Annotated in this window: 18 protein-coding genes; 8 read left to right on the forward strand and 10 right to left on the reverse strand. The window is 69.6% G+C overall.

All coding sequences use genetic code 11. The annotated features are described in order from the left end of the window. Positions 1-771, reverse strand: a 771-nt coding sequence (locus AB0E63_RS43975; protein WP_360380130.1) for an ATP-dependent DNA ligase, incomplete at its 3' end; no start/stop codon positions are given. Positions 772-939: 168 nt separating this feature from the next. Here AB0E63_RS43975 and AB0E63_RS43980 point away from each other — a divergent pair. From AB0E63_RS43980 to msrB, 5 genes are all read left to right on the forward strand, one after another. Then, entirely contained in the window at positions 940-2,535 is a 1,596-nt protein-coding gene (locus AB0E63_RS43980) for a M4 family metallopeptidase (RefSeq protein WP_360380133.1), read from the forward strand. A 106-nt stretch (positions 2,536-2,641) separates the two neighbouring features. Further along, on the forward strand, positions 2,642-4,369 hold the full coding sequence (locus AB0E63_RS43985; RefSeq protein WP_360380135.1) for an FAD-dependent oxidoreductase: 1,728 nt from the start codon (positions 2,642-2,644) through the stop codon (positions 4,367-4,369). Then, a complete protein-coding gene (locus AB0E63_RS43990; RefSeq protein WP_360380138.1) occupies positions 4,362-5,792 on the forward strand; it encodes an adenylate/guanylate cyclase domain-containing protein in 1,431 nt (476 codons plus the stop codon). Before AB0E63_RS43985 ends, AB0E63_RS43990 begins: the two co-directional genes overlap by 8 nt. An 82-nt stretch (positions 5,793-5,874) precedes the next feature. Then, complete coding sequence (locus AB0E63_RS43995; RefSeq protein ID WP_360380140.1) at positions 5,875-8,268, forward strand: lamin tail domain-containing protein; 2,394 nt, start codon at positions 5,875-5,877, stop codon at positions 8,266-8,268. Between the two features lie 69 nt (positions 8,269-8,337). After that, on the forward strand, positions 8,338-8,760 hold the full coding sequence (msrB, locus tag AB0E63_RS44000) for a peptide-methionine (R)-S-oxide reductase MsrB (protein WP_360380143.1): 423 nt from the start codon (positions 8,338-8,340) through the stop codon (positions 8,758-8,760). Between the two features lie 12 nt (positions 8,761-8,772). On the opposite strand, the gene AB0E63_RS44005 is transcribed toward msrB, so the two are convergent. After that, positions 8,773-9,444, reverse strand: coding sequence for a GAP family protein (locus AB0E63_RS44005; protein ID WP_360380146.1), 672 nt, complete (start codon positions 9,442-9,444; stop codon positions 8,773-8,775). Positions 9,445-9,573: 129 nt separating this feature from the next. On the opposite strand from AB0E63_RS44005, the gene AB0E63_RS44010 reads away from it, so the two are divergent. Continuing rightward, positions 9,574-11,649: an AAA family ATPase gene (locus tag AB0E63_RS44010; RefSeq protein ID WP_360380148.1), complete on the forward strand. Its 2,076-nt coding sequence runs from the start codon at positions 9,574-9,576 to the stop codon at positions 11,647-11,649. Here the strand turns inward: AB0E63_RS44010 and AB0E63_RS44015 are convergent. From AB0E63_RS44015 to hemE, 5 genes are read right to left on the reverse strand one after another with little or no spacing between them, the layout of a single operon-like run. Beyond that, complete coding sequence (locus AB0E63_RS44015) at positions 11,646-12,023, reverse strand: VOC family protein (protein WP_360380151.1); 378 nt, start codon at positions 12,021-12,023, stop codon at positions 11,646-11,648. The two genes, AB0E63_RS44010 and AB0E63_RS44015, sit on opposite strands and share 4 nt — an antisense overlap. A 5-nt stretch (positions 12,024-12,028) precedes the next feature. Continuing rightward, the gene (gene hemQ / locus AB0E63_RS44020) at positions 12,029-12,727 is read right to left on the reverse strand and encodes a hydrogen peroxide-dependent heme synthase (RefSeq protein WP_360380154.1); all 699 of its coding nucleotides are present in this window, start codon (positions 12,725-12,727) and stop codon (positions 12,029-12,031) included. Then, a complete protein-coding gene (hemG, locus tag AB0E63_RS44025) occupies positions 12,724-14,133 on the reverse strand; it encodes a protoporphyrinogen oxidase (protein ID WP_360380157.1) in 1,410 nt (469 codons plus the stop codon). Before hemG ends, hemQ begins: the two co-directional genes overlap by 4 nt. Next, positions 14,130-14,636: a GNAT family N-acetyltransferase gene (locus tag AB0E63_RS44030; protein WP_360380160.1), complete on the reverse strand. Its 507-nt coding sequence runs from the start codon at positions 14,634-14,636 to the stop codon at positions 14,130-14,132. Before AB0E63_RS44030 ends, hemG begins: the two co-directional genes overlap by 4 nt. Further along, a complete protein-coding gene (gene hemE, locus AB0E63_RS44035; protein ID WP_360380162.1) occupies positions 14,623-15,693 on the reverse strand; it encodes a uroporphyrinogen decarboxylase in 1,071 nt (356 codons plus the stop codon). Before hemE ends, AB0E63_RS44030 begins: the two co-directional genes overlap by 14 nt. 107 nt (positions 15,694-15,800) lie before the next feature. Here hemE and AB0E63_RS44040 point away from each other — a divergent pair, with 107 nt between their 5' ends. Beyond that, positions 15,801-16,409, forward strand: a complete 609-nt coding sequence (locus AB0E63_RS44040; RefSeq protein ID WP_360380164.1) for a DUF3000 domain-containing protein — start codon at positions 15,801-15,803, stop codon at positions 16,407-16,409. After that, positions 16,406-17,671, forward strand: a complete 1,266-nt coding sequence (locus AB0E63_RS44045; RefSeq protein ID WP_360380167.1) for a ribonuclease D — start codon at positions 16,406-16,408, stop codon at positions 17,669-17,671. The genes AB0E63_RS44040 and AB0E63_RS44045 overlap by 4 nt, the downstream gene beginning before the upstream one ends. On the opposite strand, the gene AB0E63_RS44050 is transcribed toward AB0E63_RS44045, so the two are convergent. From AB0E63_RS44050 to AB0E63_RS44060, 3 genes are all read right to left on the reverse strand, one after another. Then, on the reverse strand, positions 17,672-18,157 hold the full coding sequence (locus AB0E63_RS44050; protein ID WP_360380170.1) for a VOC family protein: 486 nt from the start codon (positions 18,155-18,157) through the stop codon (positions 17,672-17,674). It abuts the gene before it with no gap. A gap of 65 nt (positions 18,158-18,222) precedes the next feature. Further along, positions 18,223-19,425 carry an MFS transporter gene (locus AB0E63_RS44055; RefSeq protein WP_360380173.1) on the reverse strand — a complete coding sequence of 401 codons (1,203 nt, stop codon included), beginning with the start codon at positions 19,423-19,425 and terminating at the stop codon, positions 18,223-18,225. Next, the gene (locus AB0E63_RS44060) at positions 19,422-20,012 is read right to left on the reverse strand and encodes a helix-turn-helix domain-containing protein (protein WP_360380175.1); all 591 of its coding nucleotides are present in this window, start codon (positions 20,010-20,012) and stop codon (positions 19,422-19,424) included. The genes AB0E63_RS44055 and AB0E63_RS44060 overlap by 4 nt, the downstream gene beginning before the upstream one ends. Positions 20,013-20,101: the final 89 nt, after the last annotated feature.

Raw genomic sequence — 20,101 nt, forward strand, 5'->3', positions numbered from 1 at the left:
GCCCGCGACCGTGCGGTCGCGGAGGTTCTGGTTGAAGTCCAGGAAGATCGAAGCCTCGCCGCGTTCCTCCTTCCACCAGGCCGTCGTCACACCGTCGTCGCGGCGCTCGAGCTCGCGGCCGAGGCCGATCGCGGCGTGCCGGACCTGGTCGAAGGTCCACTCCGGCCGGATCCGCACGTAGATGTGGATACCCCGGTTGCCACTGGTCTTCGGATATCCCCGAAGGCCCAGCTCCTCGAGAAGTTCACGGGCGACGCCGGCCACCCGCCGGGCGTCGGCGAACGTCGCGCCGGGCTGTGGATCGAGATCGAGGCGCAGCTCGTCGGGGTGGTCGAGATCGTTGCTCCGCACGGCCCACGGGTGGAAGGTCAGCGTGCCCATGTGGGCCGCCCACACCGCGGCGGCAGGCTCCGTCAGGCACAGCTCGTCGATCGGGCGGCCGTTCGGCGTCAGGATGCGGCAGGTCTGGAGCCAGTCGGGCGCACCCTTGGGGAGGCGCTTGGAGTAGAAGCCGTCCCCGGTCTGACGACCGGTCGCATCCACCGACAGCGTCATCCCCTCGCGCCACCCGCCGGGCCAGCGTTCCAGGGCGACCGGACGGTCGCCGGAGGCTCGCATGAACGCGGGAGCCACACCGATGAAGTACTCGCAGACCTGCAGCTTCGTGACCTCCGGAGCCCAGTCGGTCGCTTCGTAGACAACCCGATCGGGGCTGGACACCCGGACCTCGCGGTCTCCCACGGTGACCACCACCGCTGTGCTCTTCGCCATGCCGCGACGCTATCGCCCGACGCCGACGAAAATGCGGAATTTCCCGCAAGGCTGCAGGAAAGGCAACTTTTCTCAACCTCTGGCCACGGTAGGTGACCGAGCGGTAACGTTCCTGCACCTCGTTCCTGGGGCGTGAGGCCCCCGGGACACCTCTGAAGGAGCGCGAGGATGAACAGATCCGCCCTGTTCGCCGCTGCCACCGCAGTGGCGACCACTACCGCCCTCGGTCTGTCCAGTGCCACCACCGCTACGGGTGCACCGACCGCAGACCCCGTCCCCACATCTGCCGCGGCCGTTGCCCGGGCGAAGGCCGCGATCGGCGACAATCTCGCCGTACTGCGGGCCACCGGTGCCGACGCGTTCGTGGTCAAGGACGTCATCGTCGACCCCGACGGCGCCAGCCACGTCCGGATGGACCGGACCATCGGTGGGCTCCAGGTCCTCGGTGGTGACGTGGTCGTCCACCAGGCCAAGGACGGCAGCTTCCAGAGCGCCAGCCTGACGCTGACCCGCAGCGCGAACGTGAACCGGACGCCGAAGGTCAGCGTCGCCTCGGCCACCTCGAAGGCACTCGGCAAGGGCCTGAAGGCCGAGGGCAAGCCCACGCTGGTGATCGAGGCCCGCAAGGGCGCGCCGCGGCTGGCCTACCTGATCACCACGGTCGGCACCCAGGCCGACGGTACGCCGAGCCACATCACCACGACCGTGGACGCCCTGACCGGCGCCGAGCTGGTGAGCGAGCAGCACATCGAGACGGCGACCGGTGACGGCCAGAGCCTCTACAGCGGGACCGTGCCGCTCGACACCACGCCGGCCACCGGCGGCTTCACACTGACCGACCCGGCCCGCGGCAACGGCTTCACCGCCGACGCGAACAACAAGACCGACTCCATCCTGTGCCAGCTGTTCGGCCTCGGCTGCCCGACGCCGACGCGCTTCACCGACGCGGACAACCACTGGGGCACCGGCACCAACGCGAACCGGGCCACCGCCGCCGTGGACGCGCACTACGGCGCCGCGACCACGTTCGACTACTACAAGAACACCCATGGCCGGAACGGCATCTTCAACGACGGCAAGGGCGTCCCGAGCCGGGTACACTACGGCACCAACTACGTGAACGCGTTCTGGGACGGCAAGCAGATGACGTACGGCGACGGCGACAACGTCGTCGCTGGTCCGCTCGTGTCGATCGACGTGGCCGGCCACGAGATGTCCCACGGCGTCACCTCGGCAACCGCGAACCTGACCTACTCCGGTGAGTCCGGCGGCCTGAACGAGGCGACCAGCGACATCTTCGGCACCCTCGTCGAGTTCTACTCGAACAAGGCGGCCGACCCGGGCGACTACTACATCGGCGAAGAGATCATGAAGGACCGCCCGGCGCTGCGGTTCATGGACAAGCCGAGCAAGGACGGCAACTCCCCCGACTGCTGGTCCTCGGGCGTCGGCAACCTCGACGTGCACTACTCCTCCGGGATCGCGAACCACTTCGCCTACCTGCTCGCCGAGGGCTCCGGCGCGAAGACGATCGGCGGCCTGCCGCACAACTCGCCGACCTGCAACGGTTCGACCGTCACCGGCGTCGGCCACGACAAGCTCGGCAAGATCTGGTACCGGGCACTGACCACATACATGACCACCGGTACGACGTACGCCCAGGCCCGGACCGCGACCCTGAACGCGGCCACCGACCTGTACGGCGCCAACAGCACCGAGCGCGCAACCGTCGCCGCCGCGTGGTCCGCAGTCAGCGTCAACTGACTGACTGTGACAACTTCGCCGGTCCTGTCCCACTGGGGCGGGCAGGACCGGCGAACAAACGTTTTGGCCATTGCTCCCCCGGTGCGGCCGACCTACCGTCACAAGCATGGGCGGGGATCCCGGGGCATTGAACAAGCTGCATCGCGCACGGCCGTTACTGCTCGTCGTCGACGCTGACCCTGGGCGTCTGGACCGATGCGAGACAGAGCTGGAACGCGGCTTCGGCGCGGACTTCCGTGTGCGCGGCGAACCGTCGGCCGCCGCCGCACTCGACTCCCTACGCCGGGCACACGATGCGGCACAGCGGGTCGCCGTTGTCCTGGTCGACCATGCCATCCCGGACGAGCACCGCGCCGAGATCTTCGCCGCGTCCCGGACGCTGCATCCCGACGCCCGCCGGGCGTTGCTGATCGAGTGGGGTGCGTGGGCGGACCGGGCGACCGCCGCCGCGATCCTGTCCGCGATGTCGGTCGGCGACATCAACTACTACGTACTCAAGCCGTGGATCGCGCACGACGAGCTGTTCCACCGAACGGTGGCGGAGTTCGTCCAGGAGTGGTCGCGGTACGAGGTCGCGAACTGGCGTGAGGTGGTGGTGATCGCCTCGGCCACTTCGGTCCGTGGTCAGGAGATCCGCAGCCTGCTCGCGCGCAACGGCATCCCGAGCGCTTTTCGGCCCAGCGGTTCGGACCTGGCGAACGACGTCCTGGAGTACATCGGGGAACCGGATCCGGGCGACGGTGTGCTGGTGTGGATGTCGGCGGTGGGTGGCGCCGTACTGCACGATCCGACCGATGTGGCGATCGCCGAGGCGTGGGGTGTGTCGACGAGGCTGGCCGAGGGCGAGGATTCGTCGTTCGACGTGCTCGTGATCGGCGCCGGCCCGGGTGGGCTGGCAGCGGCTGTCTACGCGTCGTCCGAGGGGCTGCGGACGCTGGTGGTGGAACGGGAGTCGATCGGCGGGCAGGCCGGAACGAGCTCGCTGATCCGCAACTACCTCGGGTTCTCGCGCGGGATCCGCGGGTCGGAGCTGGCGCAGCGGGGCTATCAGCAGGCGTGGGTGTTCGGTGCGCATTTCATGCTGATGCGGACGGTGGAGAAGATCGAAAAGCGGGACGGCCACTTCGTCGCCGTGATCGGTGATGTGGGCGAGGTGACGGCGCGGGCCGTGGTCCTGGCGACCGGGGTGTCCTATCGGCGGCTCGCCGTACCGTCGCTGGAGAAGCTGATGGGAAACGGCGTGTACTACGGCGCCAGTGTGTCGGAAGCCCATGGTTTGAAGGGGCTTGACGCCTGCGTGGTCGGCGGCGGGAACTCGGCCGGGCAGGCCGTGCTGCACCTGGCCCGGTACTGCCGGCAGGTCACGTTGGTGATCCGGGGCAAGGACCTGACCGCGAGCATGTCGCAGTACTTGATCGATGAGATCGACGCCGCGCCCAACGTGACCGTGCGCGCCTCGTGTGAGGTCGTCGGCGGTAGCGGCGAAGGACGGCTGCAGGAGGTGACGCTGCGGGATCGCGAGACCGGCGCCGAGGAGACGCTGCCCGCGAACGGGCTTTTCGTGATGATCGGCGCGGTGCCGGGGACCGGCTGGCTGCCGGAGGATCTCGGCCGCGAGGAGCACGGATTCGTGCTGACCGGCTCGGACGCGGCCGCGGATCCGCGGTGGCCCGAGGAGCGGCCGCCGCAGCCTTACGAGACGACCGTCCCGGGATTGTTCGCGATCGGGGATGTGCGCAGCGGGTCGGTCAAACGGGTCGCGTCCGCGGTGGGCGAGGGCTCGGTGGTCGTGTCGCAGATCCACACCCATCTCAAGGTCTCGTCGGATGCCTGATCGCGAGCGCGAGCGCGAGCGGGTGAACCAGACAACATCGCAGCGGTTCGTCTACACCCCGGCAATGGTCGCGCTGACCGCACTGGCGCTGCTCATCCCGCTGGCCGGGCTGATCCTGCTGATCCGCGAGCCGCGGCTCGACGTGCACTGGGAACATCACCCGTCGCACTTCTGGCTGGTGCTCGTGACGGCCGGGTTGAGCGCCGTACTGGCGTATGTGACAGGAGCGGCGGCGGTTCGGCGGGGCGATCCGCGAGTGCTGCTGGTGTCACTGGCGTTTCTGTCGGCGGCCGGGTTTCTCGGGTTGCACGCGCTGGCCACGCCGAAGGTGTTGCTGGACACACCGAACGCCGGGTTCACGCTCGCGACTCCGGTAGGTGTGGCGCTGGGGTCGGTGTTCGCGTTCTTGTCCAGCCTGAATCTGTCGGGTGGGCGGGCGGTTGCGGCGGTCCGCTGGGGGCGGTGGCTTCGGGCCGGACTGCTCACGCTGATGGCGTTGTGGGCAGCCGCTTCCGTGCTCCGGCTGCCACCGCTGCACGCCACGGCGGTGCCTGAGGTTGCCGACGGCATCCTTACGGCGCTCGCCGTACCGGCTGTCCTGCTTTACGTCATCGCCGCGGCTCGTTATCTGCGGACGTGGTGGGAGCGGCCGTCGCTGATGCTGTTGTCGATGGTCGCCGCGTTCGTGCTGCTGGCCGAGGCGATGGTCGCGCTGGTGTTCGCCCGGAACTGGGCGCTGTCGTGGTGGGAGTGGCACGCGCTCATGCTCGCCGCGTTCGTGCTGGTCATGGCCGGGGTGCGGATCCAGTGGTACGAGGAGCGGTTCGCGGATCTGTACCTGGAGGACACCGTCTCGGGACAGCGTGAGCTGAGCGTGCTGTTCGCGGACCTGGAGGGGTTCACGACATTCTCCGAGAAGCACGGTCCGGCCGAGGTCACCTCGATGCTGAACACGTACTTCCAGGTCGTCGTCCCGCCCGTCGTACGGCGGCATGGCGGCGTCGTCGACCGGATCATCGGGGACGCGCTGATGGTGACCTTCAACAAGCGCGGTGATCAGCCGGACCACGCGGCCCGGGCGGCCGCGGCAGGGCTCGCGTTGCAGGAGGCGGCGACCGCTGTCCGGGCAGCGCACCCGCACTGGCCGCAGTTCCGGGTCGGGATCAACAGCGGCATCGCGTCGGTCAGCCTGCTCGGGACCGAGGGCGGGCGGACCCACACCGTCATCGGCGACACCGTGAACGTGGCGTCCCGGATCGAGGGCCAGGCTCCGGGCGGCGGCGTCGCCATCGGCCCTGGGACCAAGGAGCTCCTGCCGGACGCTGTCACCGAGTCCCTGGGCCTGCTCACGCTCAAGGGCAAGGCCGAGCCGCTGGAGGTTCACCATCTGCTCGCGCTGCACGCCCACGCGCCCGGCGAATGATCACCCGTGCCTTTCGGGCACGTACCTGGTGTTCACGTGTTGGACCTTGGCCGGGCAGGGTCCCGGTGTGAGAATCCGGCACATGTCTGCCCAGATCCGATCACGGCGCCGCCTGGGCGCCCTCGTGGTCACTTCCAGTCTCGTCTTCGCCGGGGTGGCCGCGTTCGTGGCCCGACCGGCCGCGGCCGCGTCCGCCGACGTGGTCATCACCGAGGTGTACGGCGGTGGCGGCAACAGCGGCGCGCCGTACACCAATGACTTCATCGAGCTGACGAACAACAGCTCGGCCGCGGTCGACGTGAGCGGCTGGTCGGTCCAGTACGCCTCGTCCACCGGCACGACGTGGCAGGTCACGAGGCTGACGGGCAGCATCGCCCCGGGAGCGGCGTACCTGGTCCAGGAGGGCGCCGGCGCGGGGAACGGCGCACCGATGCCGACTCCGGACGTCTCGGGCACGATCATGATGGCGGCGGGCGCCGGCAAGGTCGCGCTGGTCACCACTCAGACCGCGCTCGCCTGTGGCTCAGCCTGCCACGCCGACCCGTCGGTGCGTGACTACGTGGGCTACGGCACCGCGGCGAACGACTCCGAGACCGCACCGACCGGCACGCTGTCGAACACGACGTCCGCGGCGCGCATCGACCCGACGAAGGACACCGACAACAACGGTGCCGACTTCGCCGTGGGCAACCCCTCGCCGGGCACGCTGACCTCGACCCCGACCGAACCGCCGGTCGACGCGAAGATCCACGACATCCAGGGCGCCGCGCACCTGTCGCCGCTGAACGGCAAGGTGGCCGAGAACGTGACCGGTGTGGTCACCGCGAAGACCACCAACGGGTTCTGGTTCCAGGACCCGCAGCCGGACAACGACCCGGTGACCAGCGAGGGCCTGTTCGTCTTCACCAGCTCCGCGCCGACGGTGTCGGTCGGTGACGCGGTCACGGTCAAGGGCACGGTCGCCGAGTTCCGCCCCGGCGGCTCGGGCGGCACCGACAACCTGACCACGACGGAGCTCACCAACCCGACCATCACCGTCACCGGCACCGCCGCCGTACCGGCTCCGACGATCGTCGGCCCGGGTGGGCGTGTCCCGCCGTCGACCGTGATCGACGACGACTCCAACGGTGACGTGGAGACCACCAGTACGGCGTTCGACCCGGCCAACGACGGGCTCGACTTCTGGGAGTCGCTGGAGGGGATGTGGCTGGGGATCGACCAGCCCGAGGTGACCGGCCCGACCAGTTCGTTCCGCGAACTGTCCGTCGTACCGGCCGGGTCCGGCGTACGGACCGTGCGCGGCGGCATCCTGCTGCAGAAGACCGACAGCAACCCCGAGCGCGTGCTGCTCGACGACGTACTCACGCCCATCCCGGACGCGAAGACGGGCGACAAGCTGGCCGGCGTGGTGACCGGTGTCCTGGACTACTCGTTCGGGAACTTCAAGTTCCTGCCGACCGTGACCCCGACCGTGATCGACGGTGGCGTGCAGCGGGAGACGACGCAGAAGTCCTCGCCGCTGCAGGTGTCGGTGGCGACGTTCAACGTGGAGAACCTGGACCCGTCCGACGGTGACGCCAAGTTCGACGGGCTGGCGCAGGCGGTCGTGAAGAACCTCGCCGCGCCGGACATCCTCGGCCTGGAGGAGGTGCAGGACAACGACGGCGCCACGAACTCCGGCACCACCGCGGCCAACGTCACCCTCGACATGCTCGTCGCCGCGATCCAGAAGGCGGGCGGACCGAAGTACGCCTACCGGCAGATCGACCCGGTCAACAACATGGAAGGCGGCGAGCCGGGCGGCAACATCCGGGTCGCATTCATGTACCGCACCGACAAGCCGGTGAAGTTCGTCGACCGCCCGGGCGGCGGCTCGACGGTCGCGACCACGATCACCACCGACCGGTTCGGCCGGCCGCACCTGAGCTCGTCGCCGGGCCGCGTCGACCCGGGGAACCAGGCGGCGTGGGCCGCCACCCGCGTCCCGCTGGCCGGCGAGTTCACCTGGCACGGGCAGACCCTGTTCGTGGTGGTCAACCACTTCAGCTCCAAGGGTGGCGACGACCCGCTGTGGGGCCGCACCCAGCCGCCGGTCCAGGTGACCGCGGCGAAGCGGCACCTGCAGGCCCAGGCGGTCCGCGGGTTCGCCGACCAGATCTTCGCCAAGGACAAGGGCGCGAACGTGATCGTGCTCGGTGACCTGAACGACTTCGACTGGTCCGAGACCGCCGACATCCTGGTCGGGTCGGGCACGACCGCGCTGATCGACATGCCGCGGACCCTGCCGCTGAAGGAGCGCTACAGCTATGTGTTCGAGGGCAACAGCCAGATCCTCGACCAGATCCTGATCTCGAAGAACCTGCAGCCCGCCTCGACGTACGACGTCGTCCACATGAACGCCGAGTTCCCGGACCAGATCAGTGACCACGACCCCCAGGTGGTCCGCGTCATCCCGCTCCCGTCCTGGGTGCGCTGACCGATCACGGGACCCTTACGTACGGCGTCCGGGCGGGGTTTTGCTTGCCCGGGCGCCGATACTGGGGTCGTGACAGATGACATCAAGCAGTACGCCGTGAGTAAGTCCGAGGCGGAGTGGAAGGCGCAACTCTCCCCCGCCGAGTTCCACGTGCTGCGCAAGGCCGGCACCGAGCGGCCGTTCACCGGTGAGTACACCGACACCAAGACCGTCGGTGTCTACAAGTGCCGGGCGTGTGACGCGGAACTCTTCCGAAGCGAGAACAAGTTCGACTCGCACTGCGGCTGGCCGTCGTTCTTCGCGCCGCTGGCCGAGGACCGGGTCCAGTACATCGAGGACTCCACCCTGGGCATGAAGCGCGTCGAGGTCCGGTGCGCCAACTGCGGCTCCCACCTGGGCCACGTCTTCGAAGGTGAGGGCTACAACACCCCCACCGACCTCCGCTACTGCATCAACAGCGTCAGCCTCAACCTCGAGCCCGCCTCAGCCTGAGGCCCGGGCCGCCTAGAAACTTCCAATGCCCTTGCCGATCATGACGACCCCGATCACCAGGAGAAGGGTCGCCATGACGACGGCGTTCTCGTGGACCAGCCAGCCGCGCAGCGACTCGAGTGGGGCGGCCATCCGGTCGGCGGCCGCGAGGTGGGCCAGCACCGGGACGGCGACGGTGGACGCGGCGATCACGGTGAAGATCACCAGCACGACGACGACCTGACCTGTGCCGAGTGATGCGGACCCGATGGCGATGCCGGCCCCGGCGGCCATGATCAGGTTCTTCGGGTTCAGGGCCGAGAGCAGGAAGCCGAGGCCGAGTCCCTTGACCGGGGTCAGCGTGTCGATGGCCGACATCCACTTCGGCAGCGCCGGCTCGGCGTCGGTCCGGGGCCGGCCTCGCCACTCACGGACCGCCAGCAGGATGAGCAGTGCCCCCAGCACCAGCTTGATCGTGCCGAGCACCGGCTTCGACGCGTCGGAGTCCGACTCCGGCAGGAGCGCGGACAGCAAGGTGAACGCCGTCGCCGCGACGACGATCCCGGCCACCCACCCGGCCAGGAATCCGATGCTCGTCGACCCCGCCCTGGGCGAGAGCAGCATGAGAATCGCGGCAATCACCGGAATGGGGCTGATCGCCACCCCCAGCGCGAGCGGCAGGATCTCGCCGATGACACCACCCATGTCGCCGTCCTCTCGATTCCCCTGGTGCCGACCGTCAGAAGTCGATCACCCGCCGCCACGGACCGACATCACCCACGCGGGATGAGGATGCTCCGGGCGTCGCCCGCTGACGCACTAAAGTGAGCCAGCGTGGCTGACGACACCCGGAGACCCGGCGTTCTCGATGTCCTTGCTGCCGACCAGCCCTGGGAGGTGCCGGGCGACTGGCTGGCCGGTGTCCGCAGCCAGCTGCGCGCCTGGGCCGAGGACCCGAACACGCTGCGGCCGGCCGCCTTTCCGGACTTCGTCAACGGGACGCCGGCCGCGGTGTGGTTCACCCATCAGGTCGCCCCGCTGCTGACCGGCTGGATCCCGGTCCTGCACGGCGAGTACGCCGACATCGCGGCCGAACTCACTCGGGACTTCTACCGGCCGCCGTACCGGTTCGGCGGTGCCGGATACGTGATCCGGGTCGCGGACACCGACTGGCCGCTGCAGGCGGTGTCTGGTGCACGGAGCTTCCCCGAGCAGGCCCGCCGACAGGCGCTGCAGCTGTCTCGGGACGTGGTGAGTCTGTTCGTCGACGCGCCGCCGATGGCGGCTCGCGCCCGTGTTCTGACCACCGTGTTCGACCGGGTGCTGGCCGACCGCGAGGTCACTCGCATGCACGCCCTTGCCGACTACGAGACGATCGCACAGTTCTGGCGGACCGCCGCGCTCAGCGACAACGAGCGCGCGGTGCTGCCGGAGCTGGCCGGCTCCGCGTCGGCCCTGCAGTACTCGCTCAGCACGCTGCAGGACGCGCACACCAAGCTGCTGATGACGGTTCCGGACGACCAGGCCGGCTCCTTCGCGCAGCTGATGGCTCAGCTGATCCTGACGACCGGGCTCGACGGCCTTCCGCCGGCCGTTGGTCAGGTCATGGGCGGCGCCGGCTGGGACGTGGTGAACGCGGTCGCTGACACCAAGGACGACTTCGAGCCGGCTGCCTGGCTGGCCGGGAACACCGAGTGGCTCGCCCGTGCGGTGCGCGACGACCAGCAGGTACTCGCGCGCTCCTGGGCCGCGGCCGCTACCCGCGTGTCGGTCCACCTGTCCGGCGTCTTGTCGGACGCACCCTGGCCGGACCCGCAGATCCCGGACCTGACTACCTTCTTCCGGCACCTCCACGAAGACCACCGCCAGCCGGTCGAGGCTGTCCCGGAGCCGAGGATCGCGGCCGTCCCCGCGCCCGAACCTGTGGCCGAGGTCGCTCCTGAGCCCGAGCCGCCGGCCCAGCCTGAGCCTGCGCCGATCGCCGACGTCGCTCTGGAGTCCGTCGCTCCTCAGAGCCGGCCAGAGCCTGAGGAGTTGGTTCTTCCCGGGGCTACGCCTGGGGACAACCCGCTCGCGGAGCTGGACACGCTGATCGGGCTGGACTCGGTCAAGGACGCGGTCCGCCGGATGGTGGCCGAGGTCAGGACCAACCTGCGCCGCAAGGAGCTCGGTCTGCCGACGCACGAGCGCGCCCGGCACATGGTGTTCGTCGGCAAGCCCGGTACCGCCAAGACCACGATCGCCCGGCTGCTCAGCCGGATCTACAAGCAGCTCGGCGTACTCGAGCAGGGTCACGTGATCGAGGTGGACCGGTCCGACCTGGTCGGTTCCAGCGTCGGCCAGACCGCGCCGATGACCGCGGCCAAGTTCCGCGAGGCAATCGGCGGGGTGCTGTTCGTCGACGAGGCGTACACCCTGGTGCCGGAGAACAGCCCGGGCGACTTCGGCCTCGAAGCCGTCACCACGATCCTGAAGATGATGGAGGACCACCGCGACGACTGCATCGTGATCGTCGCCGGGTACCACCGCGAGATGCAGCGGTTCATGGAGTCCAACACCGGGCTGGCCTCACGGTTCCCGAAGCTGCTGTCGTTCAGCGAGTACGACAACGACCAGCTGATCGCGATCTTCGAGCTGCAGGCCGGGCACAAGGGCATGATCTACACCGACGACGTGCTGGCCAAGGTCCGCAGCGTCATCCCGCCGGCGCCGCGCAGCCACAACTTCGGCAACGGCCGGTTCATCCGGAACGTGCTCGAGGAGGCCATCTCCAACCAGGCGACCCGGCTGTCCACCCGCGACGCGGACAGCCTGACCGAGCGCGATCTGCGCGAACTGCTCCCCGACGACGTCAAGCCGCCCTCGTCCATGCGCGCCGAGGACTACCTGTTCCAGAAGCCTGGCACCTAAACAGGCGTGGCGAGGGCGACCGGGTTGCCTTCGGGGTCGGAGACGTAGGCCTGGCGCTCGCCCCAGGGCATGGTCGCCGGCTCCTGCAGGACTTTGTACCCGGCGGCCCGGAAGGATTCCACAGCCGCTTCGACGTCGTCGACGTACACGAAGAGCTCGAAGCGGGGCGCCGTACCGACGGTGATGCCGAGCTGGGCTTCCGGCCAGCTCTCGTCGGACAGCCCGAGCGAGGAGTCGCCGCGTTCCAGGCCGACGTAGTGCGGTTCGCCGTCCAGCGGGAACTGGTACGTCGACTCGTAGCCGAGCAGCGTGTAGAACTCCACGGACCGGCGTACGTCGGCGACGTACAGGACCGGGAACGCCTTGCGGTGCACGTCCGCTACGCCAGGTTCGTGACCAGCTCGCCGAGCTCGGTCCGCTTGCCGGTGTAGAACGGGGTCTCCTCGCGGACGTGCCGCCGGGCCGTGGACCCGCGCAGATCGCGCATCAGGTCGACCATCCGGTGCAGCTCGTCGGCCTCGAACGCCAGCATCCACTCGTAGTCGCCGAGCGCGAACGACGCCACCGTGTTCGCTCGCACGTCCGGGTACGTGCGCGCCATCTTGCCGTGCTCGGCCAGCATGAAGCGCCGCTCCTCGTCCGGCAGCAGGTACCACTCGTAGGACCGCACGAACGGGTAGACGCACACGTACGCCCGCGGCTCCTCGTCGGCCAGGAACGCCGGGATGTGGCTCTTGTTGAACTCCGCCGGCCGGTGCAGCGCGAACTGCGACCAGACCGGAACCAGGTGCCGCCCGAGCCGCGACCGGCGCAGCGCGTGGTACGCCTTCTGCAGCGCGTCCGAAGTCGGCGCGTGCCACCAGATCATGAAGTCGGCGTCGGCCCGGAATCCTTCGACGTCGTAGATCCCGCGGATCACCACGTCGTCGTCGGCCCGCAGCTTCGCCAGCAGGTCGGACAGCTCGGCGGTCAGCTCGTCCCGGTCCGCGTCCCCCAGCGGCGTCTCGACCTTGAAGACCGACCACAGGGTGTACCGGATCACATTGTTGAGTTCGCGAGCTTTCGGCTTCTCTGTCACGAACCCATTGTCTCCAATGCGGCCAGATGAGCCTGCACCCGGGTGGCTGCCGTACTGCCCGACGCCACGCAGGCAGCGATCCCCACACCCTGGTACGCCGCTCCGCACACAGCCAGCCCGGGCTCTGCCGCCACGGCCGCCTCCACCCGGTCAACGCGGTCCAGATGCCCCACGGCGTACTGCGGAAGCCCACCACCCCACCGGGTCACCAGCGACCCGACCACCCGCGCTTGCAACCCCATGGCACGCCCGAGGTCCACGGTAGCCAGCGCTACCAGCTCCTCATCGGATCGCTGCAGGACGTATTCCTCACCGAGCCGTCCCACCGAGGCACGCAGGACCGCCAGGTCTCCCCCGGCCTCGCCCGACCACTCCCACTTCGCGTGCGAGTACGTCGCAGCCTTGATCGTCCGCCCTTCCACCGACGGCACCAGGAACCCCGACCCGATCGCATCAGCCGGCCAGTCCTTCTTCCGGACCGCCAGCGTCACGATCGCCATGCTCGCGTACTCGATCGTCGCCAGCTCGGTCGATGCCACGGGCACCAGGTCGGCCAGCATCCGGGCCGCGGGCGGCGCCGGAACGGCGACGATCACGGCGTCCGCGGTCAGCAGAGTCGGCGCCGGCACCGGCCCGGCCTCCAGCGCGTAACCATCGGCCGTCCGCGTGATCCGCCGTACGGCGAGCTTGCGCCGGATCTCGACACCGCGAGCCGTCAGATCCTTCTCGAGCGCGTCGATCACCCGGTTGACCCCACCGACGACGCCCGCGAACACCGGCTGACCGGCCCGGCGCTGCCCGGCCTCCCGCAGCTCGGCGGTCGCCGCGAGCAGACTCGGCGCGGTTCGCAGCTTGGCGTAGAGCTCCGGGACCGCGGCCGCCAGCGAAATCTCGTCAGCCTTGCCGGCGTACACCCCGCCGAGCAGCGGATCGATCAGCTTGTCCGTCACCGCGTGCCCCATGCGCTCGGCGACGAACCGCCCGATCGCGACATCCTCGGTGAGCTCCGGCGCCGGCAACTCCACCTCGTGCGCGACCTCCGCGGCGGCCGAAGGCCCGAGTACGTCGGCAGTCGCGGCCGGATCGACGGGGACACCCATGATCGTCGGCGGTATCGCCCAGATCTTGTCCCCGACCCACAGCCCCGCGGACGTCGTCCCCGGATGCACCACGTCACCGCCGAGCCCGACCGCGCGGATCAGGTCGACCGCCTCCGGCCGCCGGGCCAGCACCGACTCGGCGCCAAGGTCGACCGGCACCCCCTCGAGCTCAGCGCCCGCGAGCTTGCCACCCAGCCGTGGCGAGCCCTCGAGAACGGTGATCTGCGGCGGGTTCGGCCCAGTCGCCAGTGCGTGCGCAGCCGCCAGCCCACTGATCCCGCCACCAACCACAACTACCCGGCTCAAGCTTCCTCCAGCATCAACTCGTACCTCGTCCCCGGCCCCAGGTCCGTGTTCGACTTGCCGAACGGCCGGAAGCCGGCCCGCGTCAAGACCGCCTGCGACGCGGGGTTGCGGTCCGACGCCCCCGCCCACAGCCTCGTCAGCCGGTACTCCGACGCAGCGAGCTGGACGACCGCGCGCACCGCGGCCGTGGCGAGTCCCTTGCCGCCGGCCTTCTCCGCGATCCGGTAGCCGAGCTCGGCCGACCCGTCCTCGAGGTCGACCAGGTTCACCCTGCCGACCACCGCACCGGACTTGTCCACCAGGACGTGGAACTGGCAGACCCCGGCCTCCTGCTCGGCCAGGCGGGCCGCGTGAACGGCCGCGAAGGACGTGAAGTAGTCGTCACCGCGGTCCCACACCCACGCGGCGAAGTACTCGCGGTTCTCCAGCTCGAACGCGAGTACGGCGTCGGCGTGCGCGGCGGTGAGACGCTCCAGCGTCACCTCGTGGTCAGGCAGGTACACGGGCGGACTTCGCTTGGACGTACTTCACGATGCGGGTCAGGACCTCGGGGTCGGCGTTCGGCGGGACACCGTGGCCGAGGTTGAAGATGTGACCGGGCGCCGCCTGCCCCTCGGCGAGGATCCGGTCGATCTCGGGCTCGAGGGCGTCCCAGCCGGCGAAGAGCAGCGCCGGGTCCAGGTTGCCCTGCACCGGCTTCGGCCCCGCGCCGGCCGCCGTGATCCGCCGTACCGCCTCGTCCAGGGGCACGCGCCAGTCGACCCCGACGACGTCGGCGCCGGCCGCGCTCATCAGGCCGAGCAGCTCGCCCGTATTCACGCCGAAGTGCAACCGCGGTACGCCGTACGACGCCAGCGCGTCGAAGACCTTGGCCGAGTGCGGCTGGATGAACCGCTCGTAGTCCCGCGGCGACAGCCCGCCCGCCCACGAGTCGAACAGCTGGATCGCGGACGCACCCGCTTCGATCTGAACCGAGAGGTACGCGATGGCGACATCGGCCAACCGGTCCGCGAGCGCGTGCCACAGCGCCGGGTTGCCGTGCATGAGCGCCTTCGTCTTGGCGTGGTCCTTGCTCGGCCCACCCTCGACCAGGTACGACGCGACCGTGAACGGCGCGCCCGCGAACCCGATCAGCGGGGTCCCGCCGAGCTCGGAGACCAACTGCTGCACCGACTCCGTGATGTACGGCACATCGGCCGGTGTGACCGGGCGGACCGTCTCCAGACCGGCGGCGTCGCGGATCGGGTTCGCGACCACCGGGCCGACGCCGGGCTTGATCTCGATGTCGAAACCGACCGACTTCAGCGGCAGGACGATGTCGGAGTAGAAGACCGCCGCGTCCACGCCGTAACGGCGTACCGGCTGCAGCGTTATCTCCACGACGAGGTCGGGACGCATACACGACTCGAGCATCGTGGTCCCCTCACGAACCTTGTGATACTCCGGCAGCGAACGCCCCGCCTGGCGCATGAACCAGACCGGCGTGTGCGGTCCGGGCTCGCCGCGGGCCGCGAGCAAGAAGGGAGAACGGGCGATCGCCGAGGTGTCTGTCAAGGGCACAGAGCGATGATCCCACGCCGCCTTTACGCTGCTCACAGGGTGGTCGCGGCCTGTTACCGGCGCGTCGAGAGCAGCGTCGGTGAGTAATCGGTCGTAGGCTGCGAAGCATGGGTGCCCGCAAGCAGGTCGACGCGCCACCCGCGGAGTTCGCCGAGGCAGTGTCGCAATTGCGCGGTGCCCGGTTCCGGCCCGAGGTATTCGTCGAGGAGATGCCCGCACCGCAGCGGATCGCACCGCATGCGGCGGCGGTCAGCGCCGACGTGACGGTCGACGGCGACGACATCGCCACCGGCCGCCTGGTCATCCTCTACGACCCGGACGGGAACGACGCCTGGCAGTCGACCTTCCGCTGTGTCGCATACGTGCGTGCCGCCGTCGAACCGGAGATGGTGACCGACGCGCTGCTCGGTGGCGTGGGCTGGACCTGGTTGATGGAGGCGCTGACCGACCGGGGTGCGGACTTCCTGGCCCCGAGCGGTACCGTCACCAGAGTGGTTTCGGAAAGCTTCGGCGGCATGGCCGACGACGACGCGACGGCGGAGATCGAGATCCGCGCGTCCTGGAGTCCGGTACCGGGACCTGGTGACGGTGGCAGCGTGGACGTGACCCGGCACGCCGAGGCGTGGGGCGAGGTGCTCTGCACGGCGGCCGGCCTGCCGCCGGTTCCGCCGGGAGTGGTCGCGATGCCGACCCGGCGCGGACAGCGGGGCCGATGAGCCCAGCCGAGACCCAGCAGTCGCCCGTCCCGGACGACCCGACCGCGCAGTTGCCGTTGCTCGAGCTGCGCGACGGGCTCTCCGAGGTCGTCGACTCCGACTCCGCGCTGACCGAGGTGGTCGACGCCTTCCGCTCCGGCACGGGCCCGGTTGCCGTCGACGCCGAGCGCGCGTCCGGCTACCGGTACTCGCACCGCGCGTACCTGGTGCAGCTGCGCCGCGAGGGCTCCGGCTCCGCGCTGATCGACCCGATCCCGTTCGGTGACCTGTCCGCGCTCGGTGACGCGATCGTCGACACCGAGTGGATCATCCACGCCGCCAACCAGGACCTGGCCTGCCTGGCCGAGGTCGGGATGGTGCCGCGGACGGTGTTCGACACCGAGCTGGCCGGCCGCCTCCTCGGGTACCCGAAAGTCGGCCTGGCCTCGCTGGTGAGCGAAGTCCTCGGCTACCGGATGCGCAAGGAGCACTCGGCCGCCGACTGGTCGACCCGGCCGCTGCCCGCGCCCTGGCTCGTGTACGCCGCTCTGGACGTCGAGATGCTGATCGAGCTGCGCGAAGCGATCGAGCAGGAGCTGCGCCGTGAGGGCAAGTGGGAGTGGGCCGAGCAGGAGTTCTCCGCGATCCTCGAGGCTCCCCCGCGGGAGCCGAGGCCCGACCCGTGGCGCCGTACGTCGGGCATGCACCGGGTCCGCAATCGCCGGAGTCTGGCCGTCGTACGGGCGTTGTGGGAGGCCCGCGACCAGATCGCCGAGTCCGCGGACATCTCCCCCGGCCGGATCCTGCCGGACGCGGCGATCGTCGAGGCGGCGTCGGCGATGCCGGCCGACCGGGACACGCTGCAGCGGCTGACCGCGTTCAAGGGCCGCGGCGCGCACCGGTACATGCGGACCTGGTGGGAGGCCGTCGAGCACGCACGCCGCCTCCCCGAGTCCGAGCTCCCCAAACAAGGACCCCGGTACGACGGCCCGCCGCCGGCCCGTGCCTGGGCCGACCGGGACCCGGACGCCGCGGCGCGGTTGTCCGCCGCACGAGCCGCGGTCTCGGAGATCGCCGAGGCACACCGGCTGCCGACCGAGAACCTGCTCTCCCCCGACACGATCCGGCGCCTCGCATGGTCGCCGCCGCCCGACCTGAGCATCGACGTGGTGACGACCTTCCTGCGCGAGCACCACGCCCGCGGCTGGCAGATCGGCCTCACCGCCGAGATCCTGACCGACGCGATGGCCTCCGAGGCCGCGCCCGCCAAACCGCTGGACTGATCAGCCCACCGGGCGGTACAGCGAGCTCTGCACGTAGTCCAGCGCCTTCGTGAACTTCTCGTCGCCGAACCGGCGCCCCATCTCGGCCTCGTCGACAACCTCGATCCGCGTCTGCAGCCAGTACAAGTTCCCGAAGGGGTCGTGCACCCGCGCCACGACATCGCCCCAGAACAGATGCGTCGGCTCGGTCACCACCGTGCCCCCGGCCGCAACGGCCTTCTTCAGCGTCTCGTGCACATCCGGCACATAGAGCCGCAGGAACGCCGGCGTCGGCGGCCAGTCCGGCTTGTCGAACATCATCACCACCGAGTCCCCGATCCGCATCTCGGCGTGCCCGATGTTCCCCTGCTCGTCCACGACCCGTCCGCCCAGGTCCTCGGCATCGAACGCGGCCGCCAGGAAGTCCATCAGCCCGGCGGTGTCGCGCCCGATGATCCACGGCGTCACCGAGTGGTAGCCCTCGGGGATCGGGTTCACAGTCGTCATGATTCCTGCTCCTTCGTGGTCGGCTGCCCCTCACGCTAGAAGCAGTACAGGACAACTTCGGTCCTCTACTCCACGCTGACGGTCGGCCTTCGACGGATCTGATCGCCGAGGGTGAGAACGATCTGGAGTGCGCCGAGCAGGATCACCGTCGCGATGATGACGAAGATCGTGCGGTAGCTCAGCAGGCTGACGAGCAGGCTGCCGAGTGCGAGGGAGATCGCCTGCGGCGTGGACAGCAGGACCTCGACCGCGGTCGACACCCGGCCGATGAGGTGGCCGGGCGAGCGGCGCTGCAGCAACGTTGTGAACGCGACGAACGTCCACGGCAGGCCGAGACCACAGATGCCGGCGCCGACCAGCACCACCGCGATGGTGGGCGCGGCGGCGCAGACGATGGTGGCGACGGCCAGCGCGGCCAGGCCGATCGCACAGCCGGAGACCTCGCCGAGACGCCGTACGACGCGGCTCGCGGTGAGTCCGCCGATGACCGCGCCGACGCCCTGGCAGGTCACGAAGACGCCGGAGAAAGTCGGCGGCTTGTCGAAGGCGTCCATCAGCGCGTAGATCGACGACTCGAAGAAACCGATGACGAGGATCGAGATCGCGAGCCCACCGAGGACGTGGCGGAGCACCCGGTCGCCGACCAGGAAGCGGACACCCCCAAGGAGGTCCTCCCGGAAGGTGTTCCGCACCGGCGCGGGGCTCTCGGTGACCTTGATCGTCGCGATCAGCAGTCCGGCGACGACGAAGCTGGCCGCGTCGACGACCGCCACCAGCCAGCCGCCCGCGGTGGCGAAGATCGCGGCCCCGACCAGCGGCCCGAACAGCCGGTACCCCTCCTTGATCGTGGCGAGGCTGGAGTTGGCGTCGACGAGCAGGTCGTCCGGTAGCAACTCCTTGAGCAGCCCGTTGACGGCGGCGGGCAGGACGACGAACGAGACGCCGTACAGGAACGCGACCACCCAGATCAGCCAGACGTCGTTCTCACCCCGCACGAACACGAGTGGGAGCACCGCGGCCGCACTGGCGAAGTTGCCCCAGACGAGGATCGCCTTGCGGGGCAGCCGGTCGACCCAGACACCGAGCAGCGGAGCACCGAGCGCGGGCAGCACCATGAAGAAGAACGTCAGCCCGGCGAGCGCGTTGGAGCCGGTGAGCGTCTTCACCCACATGCTCAGCACCAGCAGCATCACCGAGTCGCCGAGCATCGACGTACTCAACCCGCCGAAGAGGCGCCGGAACCCGGGCTGCGCGAACAGCTTCCTCATGCCGGCTCGACCCCCGGGAGGTACGTCGGTACGCCCCACGCGACGAACTCGCACAGTCGCGAGCCGGGTGGTCGCTGCTCCGGTTCGGTCAGTCGCTCCACATGGCGGTCGAGGACCGCATTGATCGCGTCATTCATCTCCTTGAGCTCGTCCGCGGTCAGCCACGCGACCATCTCGGTGCTGCTGTGCGCCTCGCGCCATTCCTCGGACTCCTCCGGCGCGCGCTGCTGTGCCTCCCGCAGCCGGTCCATCGCGCGGCCCATCACCACCTCGGACAGCGCCTGCGCGGCCCGCCGCTCGTCGAGCGACCCGGACGCGTGCTCGTCGTCCCAGCGGAATCCGAGCCCGGGCACCTGCCACGGTCGCTGCCGGCCCTTCCCGCCCGCGGCCTCCTCCACGAATCCGTACTGCGCCAGCTTCCGAAGGTGCCACGAGCAGTTGGCCGGCGTCTCGTCGAGCCGATCGGCCAGTTCGGTCGCGGTCAGCGGACCGCTGATCGAGAGAAGCTCGATGATCGCCATCCGCACCGGGTGCGCCAGAGCGGTGAGTTCGCGCGGGTCGCTGAGGCGACGATGTGGGTTCGGCATGCGTCGAAAGTACTCTTTCGAAAGAGTTGTTGCAATAGAATCCGGATCAAAGAAATCGCCCACCGCGGACCCGCGGTGGGCGATCTGAC

This window comes from Kribbella sp. NPDC026596 (assembly GCF_040638415.1).
Lineage (GTDB): Bacteria > Actinomycetota > Actinomycetes > Propionibacteriales > Kribbellaceae > Kribbella.

Bases quoted from the DNA above. Each gene is read 5' to 3' on its own strand.
- AB0E63_RS43980 (WP_360380133.1), top strand. From the start codon at position 940: ATGAACAGATCCGCCCTGTTCGCCGCTGCCACCGCAGTGGCGACCACT.
- AB0E63_RS43985 (WP_360380135.1), top strand. From the start codon at position 2,642: ATGGGCGGGGATCCCGGGGCATTGAACAAGCTGCATCGCGCACGGCCG.
- AB0E63_RS43990 (WP_360380138.1), top strand. From the start codon at position 4,362: ATGCCTGATCGCGAGCGCGAGCGCGAGCGGGTGAACCAGACAACATCG.
- AB0E63_RS43995 (WP_360380140.1), top strand. From the start codon at position 5,875: ATGTCTGCCCAGATCCGATCACGGCGCCGCCTGGGCGCCCTCGTGGTC.
- AB0E63_RS44005 (WP_360380146.1), bottom strand. From the start codon at position 9,444: ATGGGTGGTGTCATCGGCGAGATCCTGCCGCTCGCGCTGGGGGTGGCG.
- AB0E63_RS44040 (WP_360380164.1), top strand. From the start codon at position 15,801: ATGGGTGCCCGCAAGCAGGTCGACGCGCCACCCGCGGAGTTCGCCGAG.
- AB0E63_RS44045 (WP_360380167.1), top strand. From the start codon at position 16,406: ATGAGCCCAGCCGAGACCCAGCAGTCGCCCGTCCCGGACGACCCGACC.
- AB0E63_RS44050 (WP_360380170.1), bottom strand. From the start codon at position 18,157: ATGACGACTGTGAACCCGATCCCCGAGGGCTACCACTCGGTGACGCCG.
- AB0E63_RS44055 (WP_360380173.1), bottom strand. From the start codon at position 19,425: ATGAGGAAGCTGTTCGCGCAGCCCGGGTTCCGGCGCCTCTTCGGCGGG.
- AB0E63_RS44060 (WP_360380175.1), bottom strand. From the start codon at position 20,012: ATGCCGAACCCACATCGTCGCCTCAGCGACCCGCGCGAACTCACCGCT.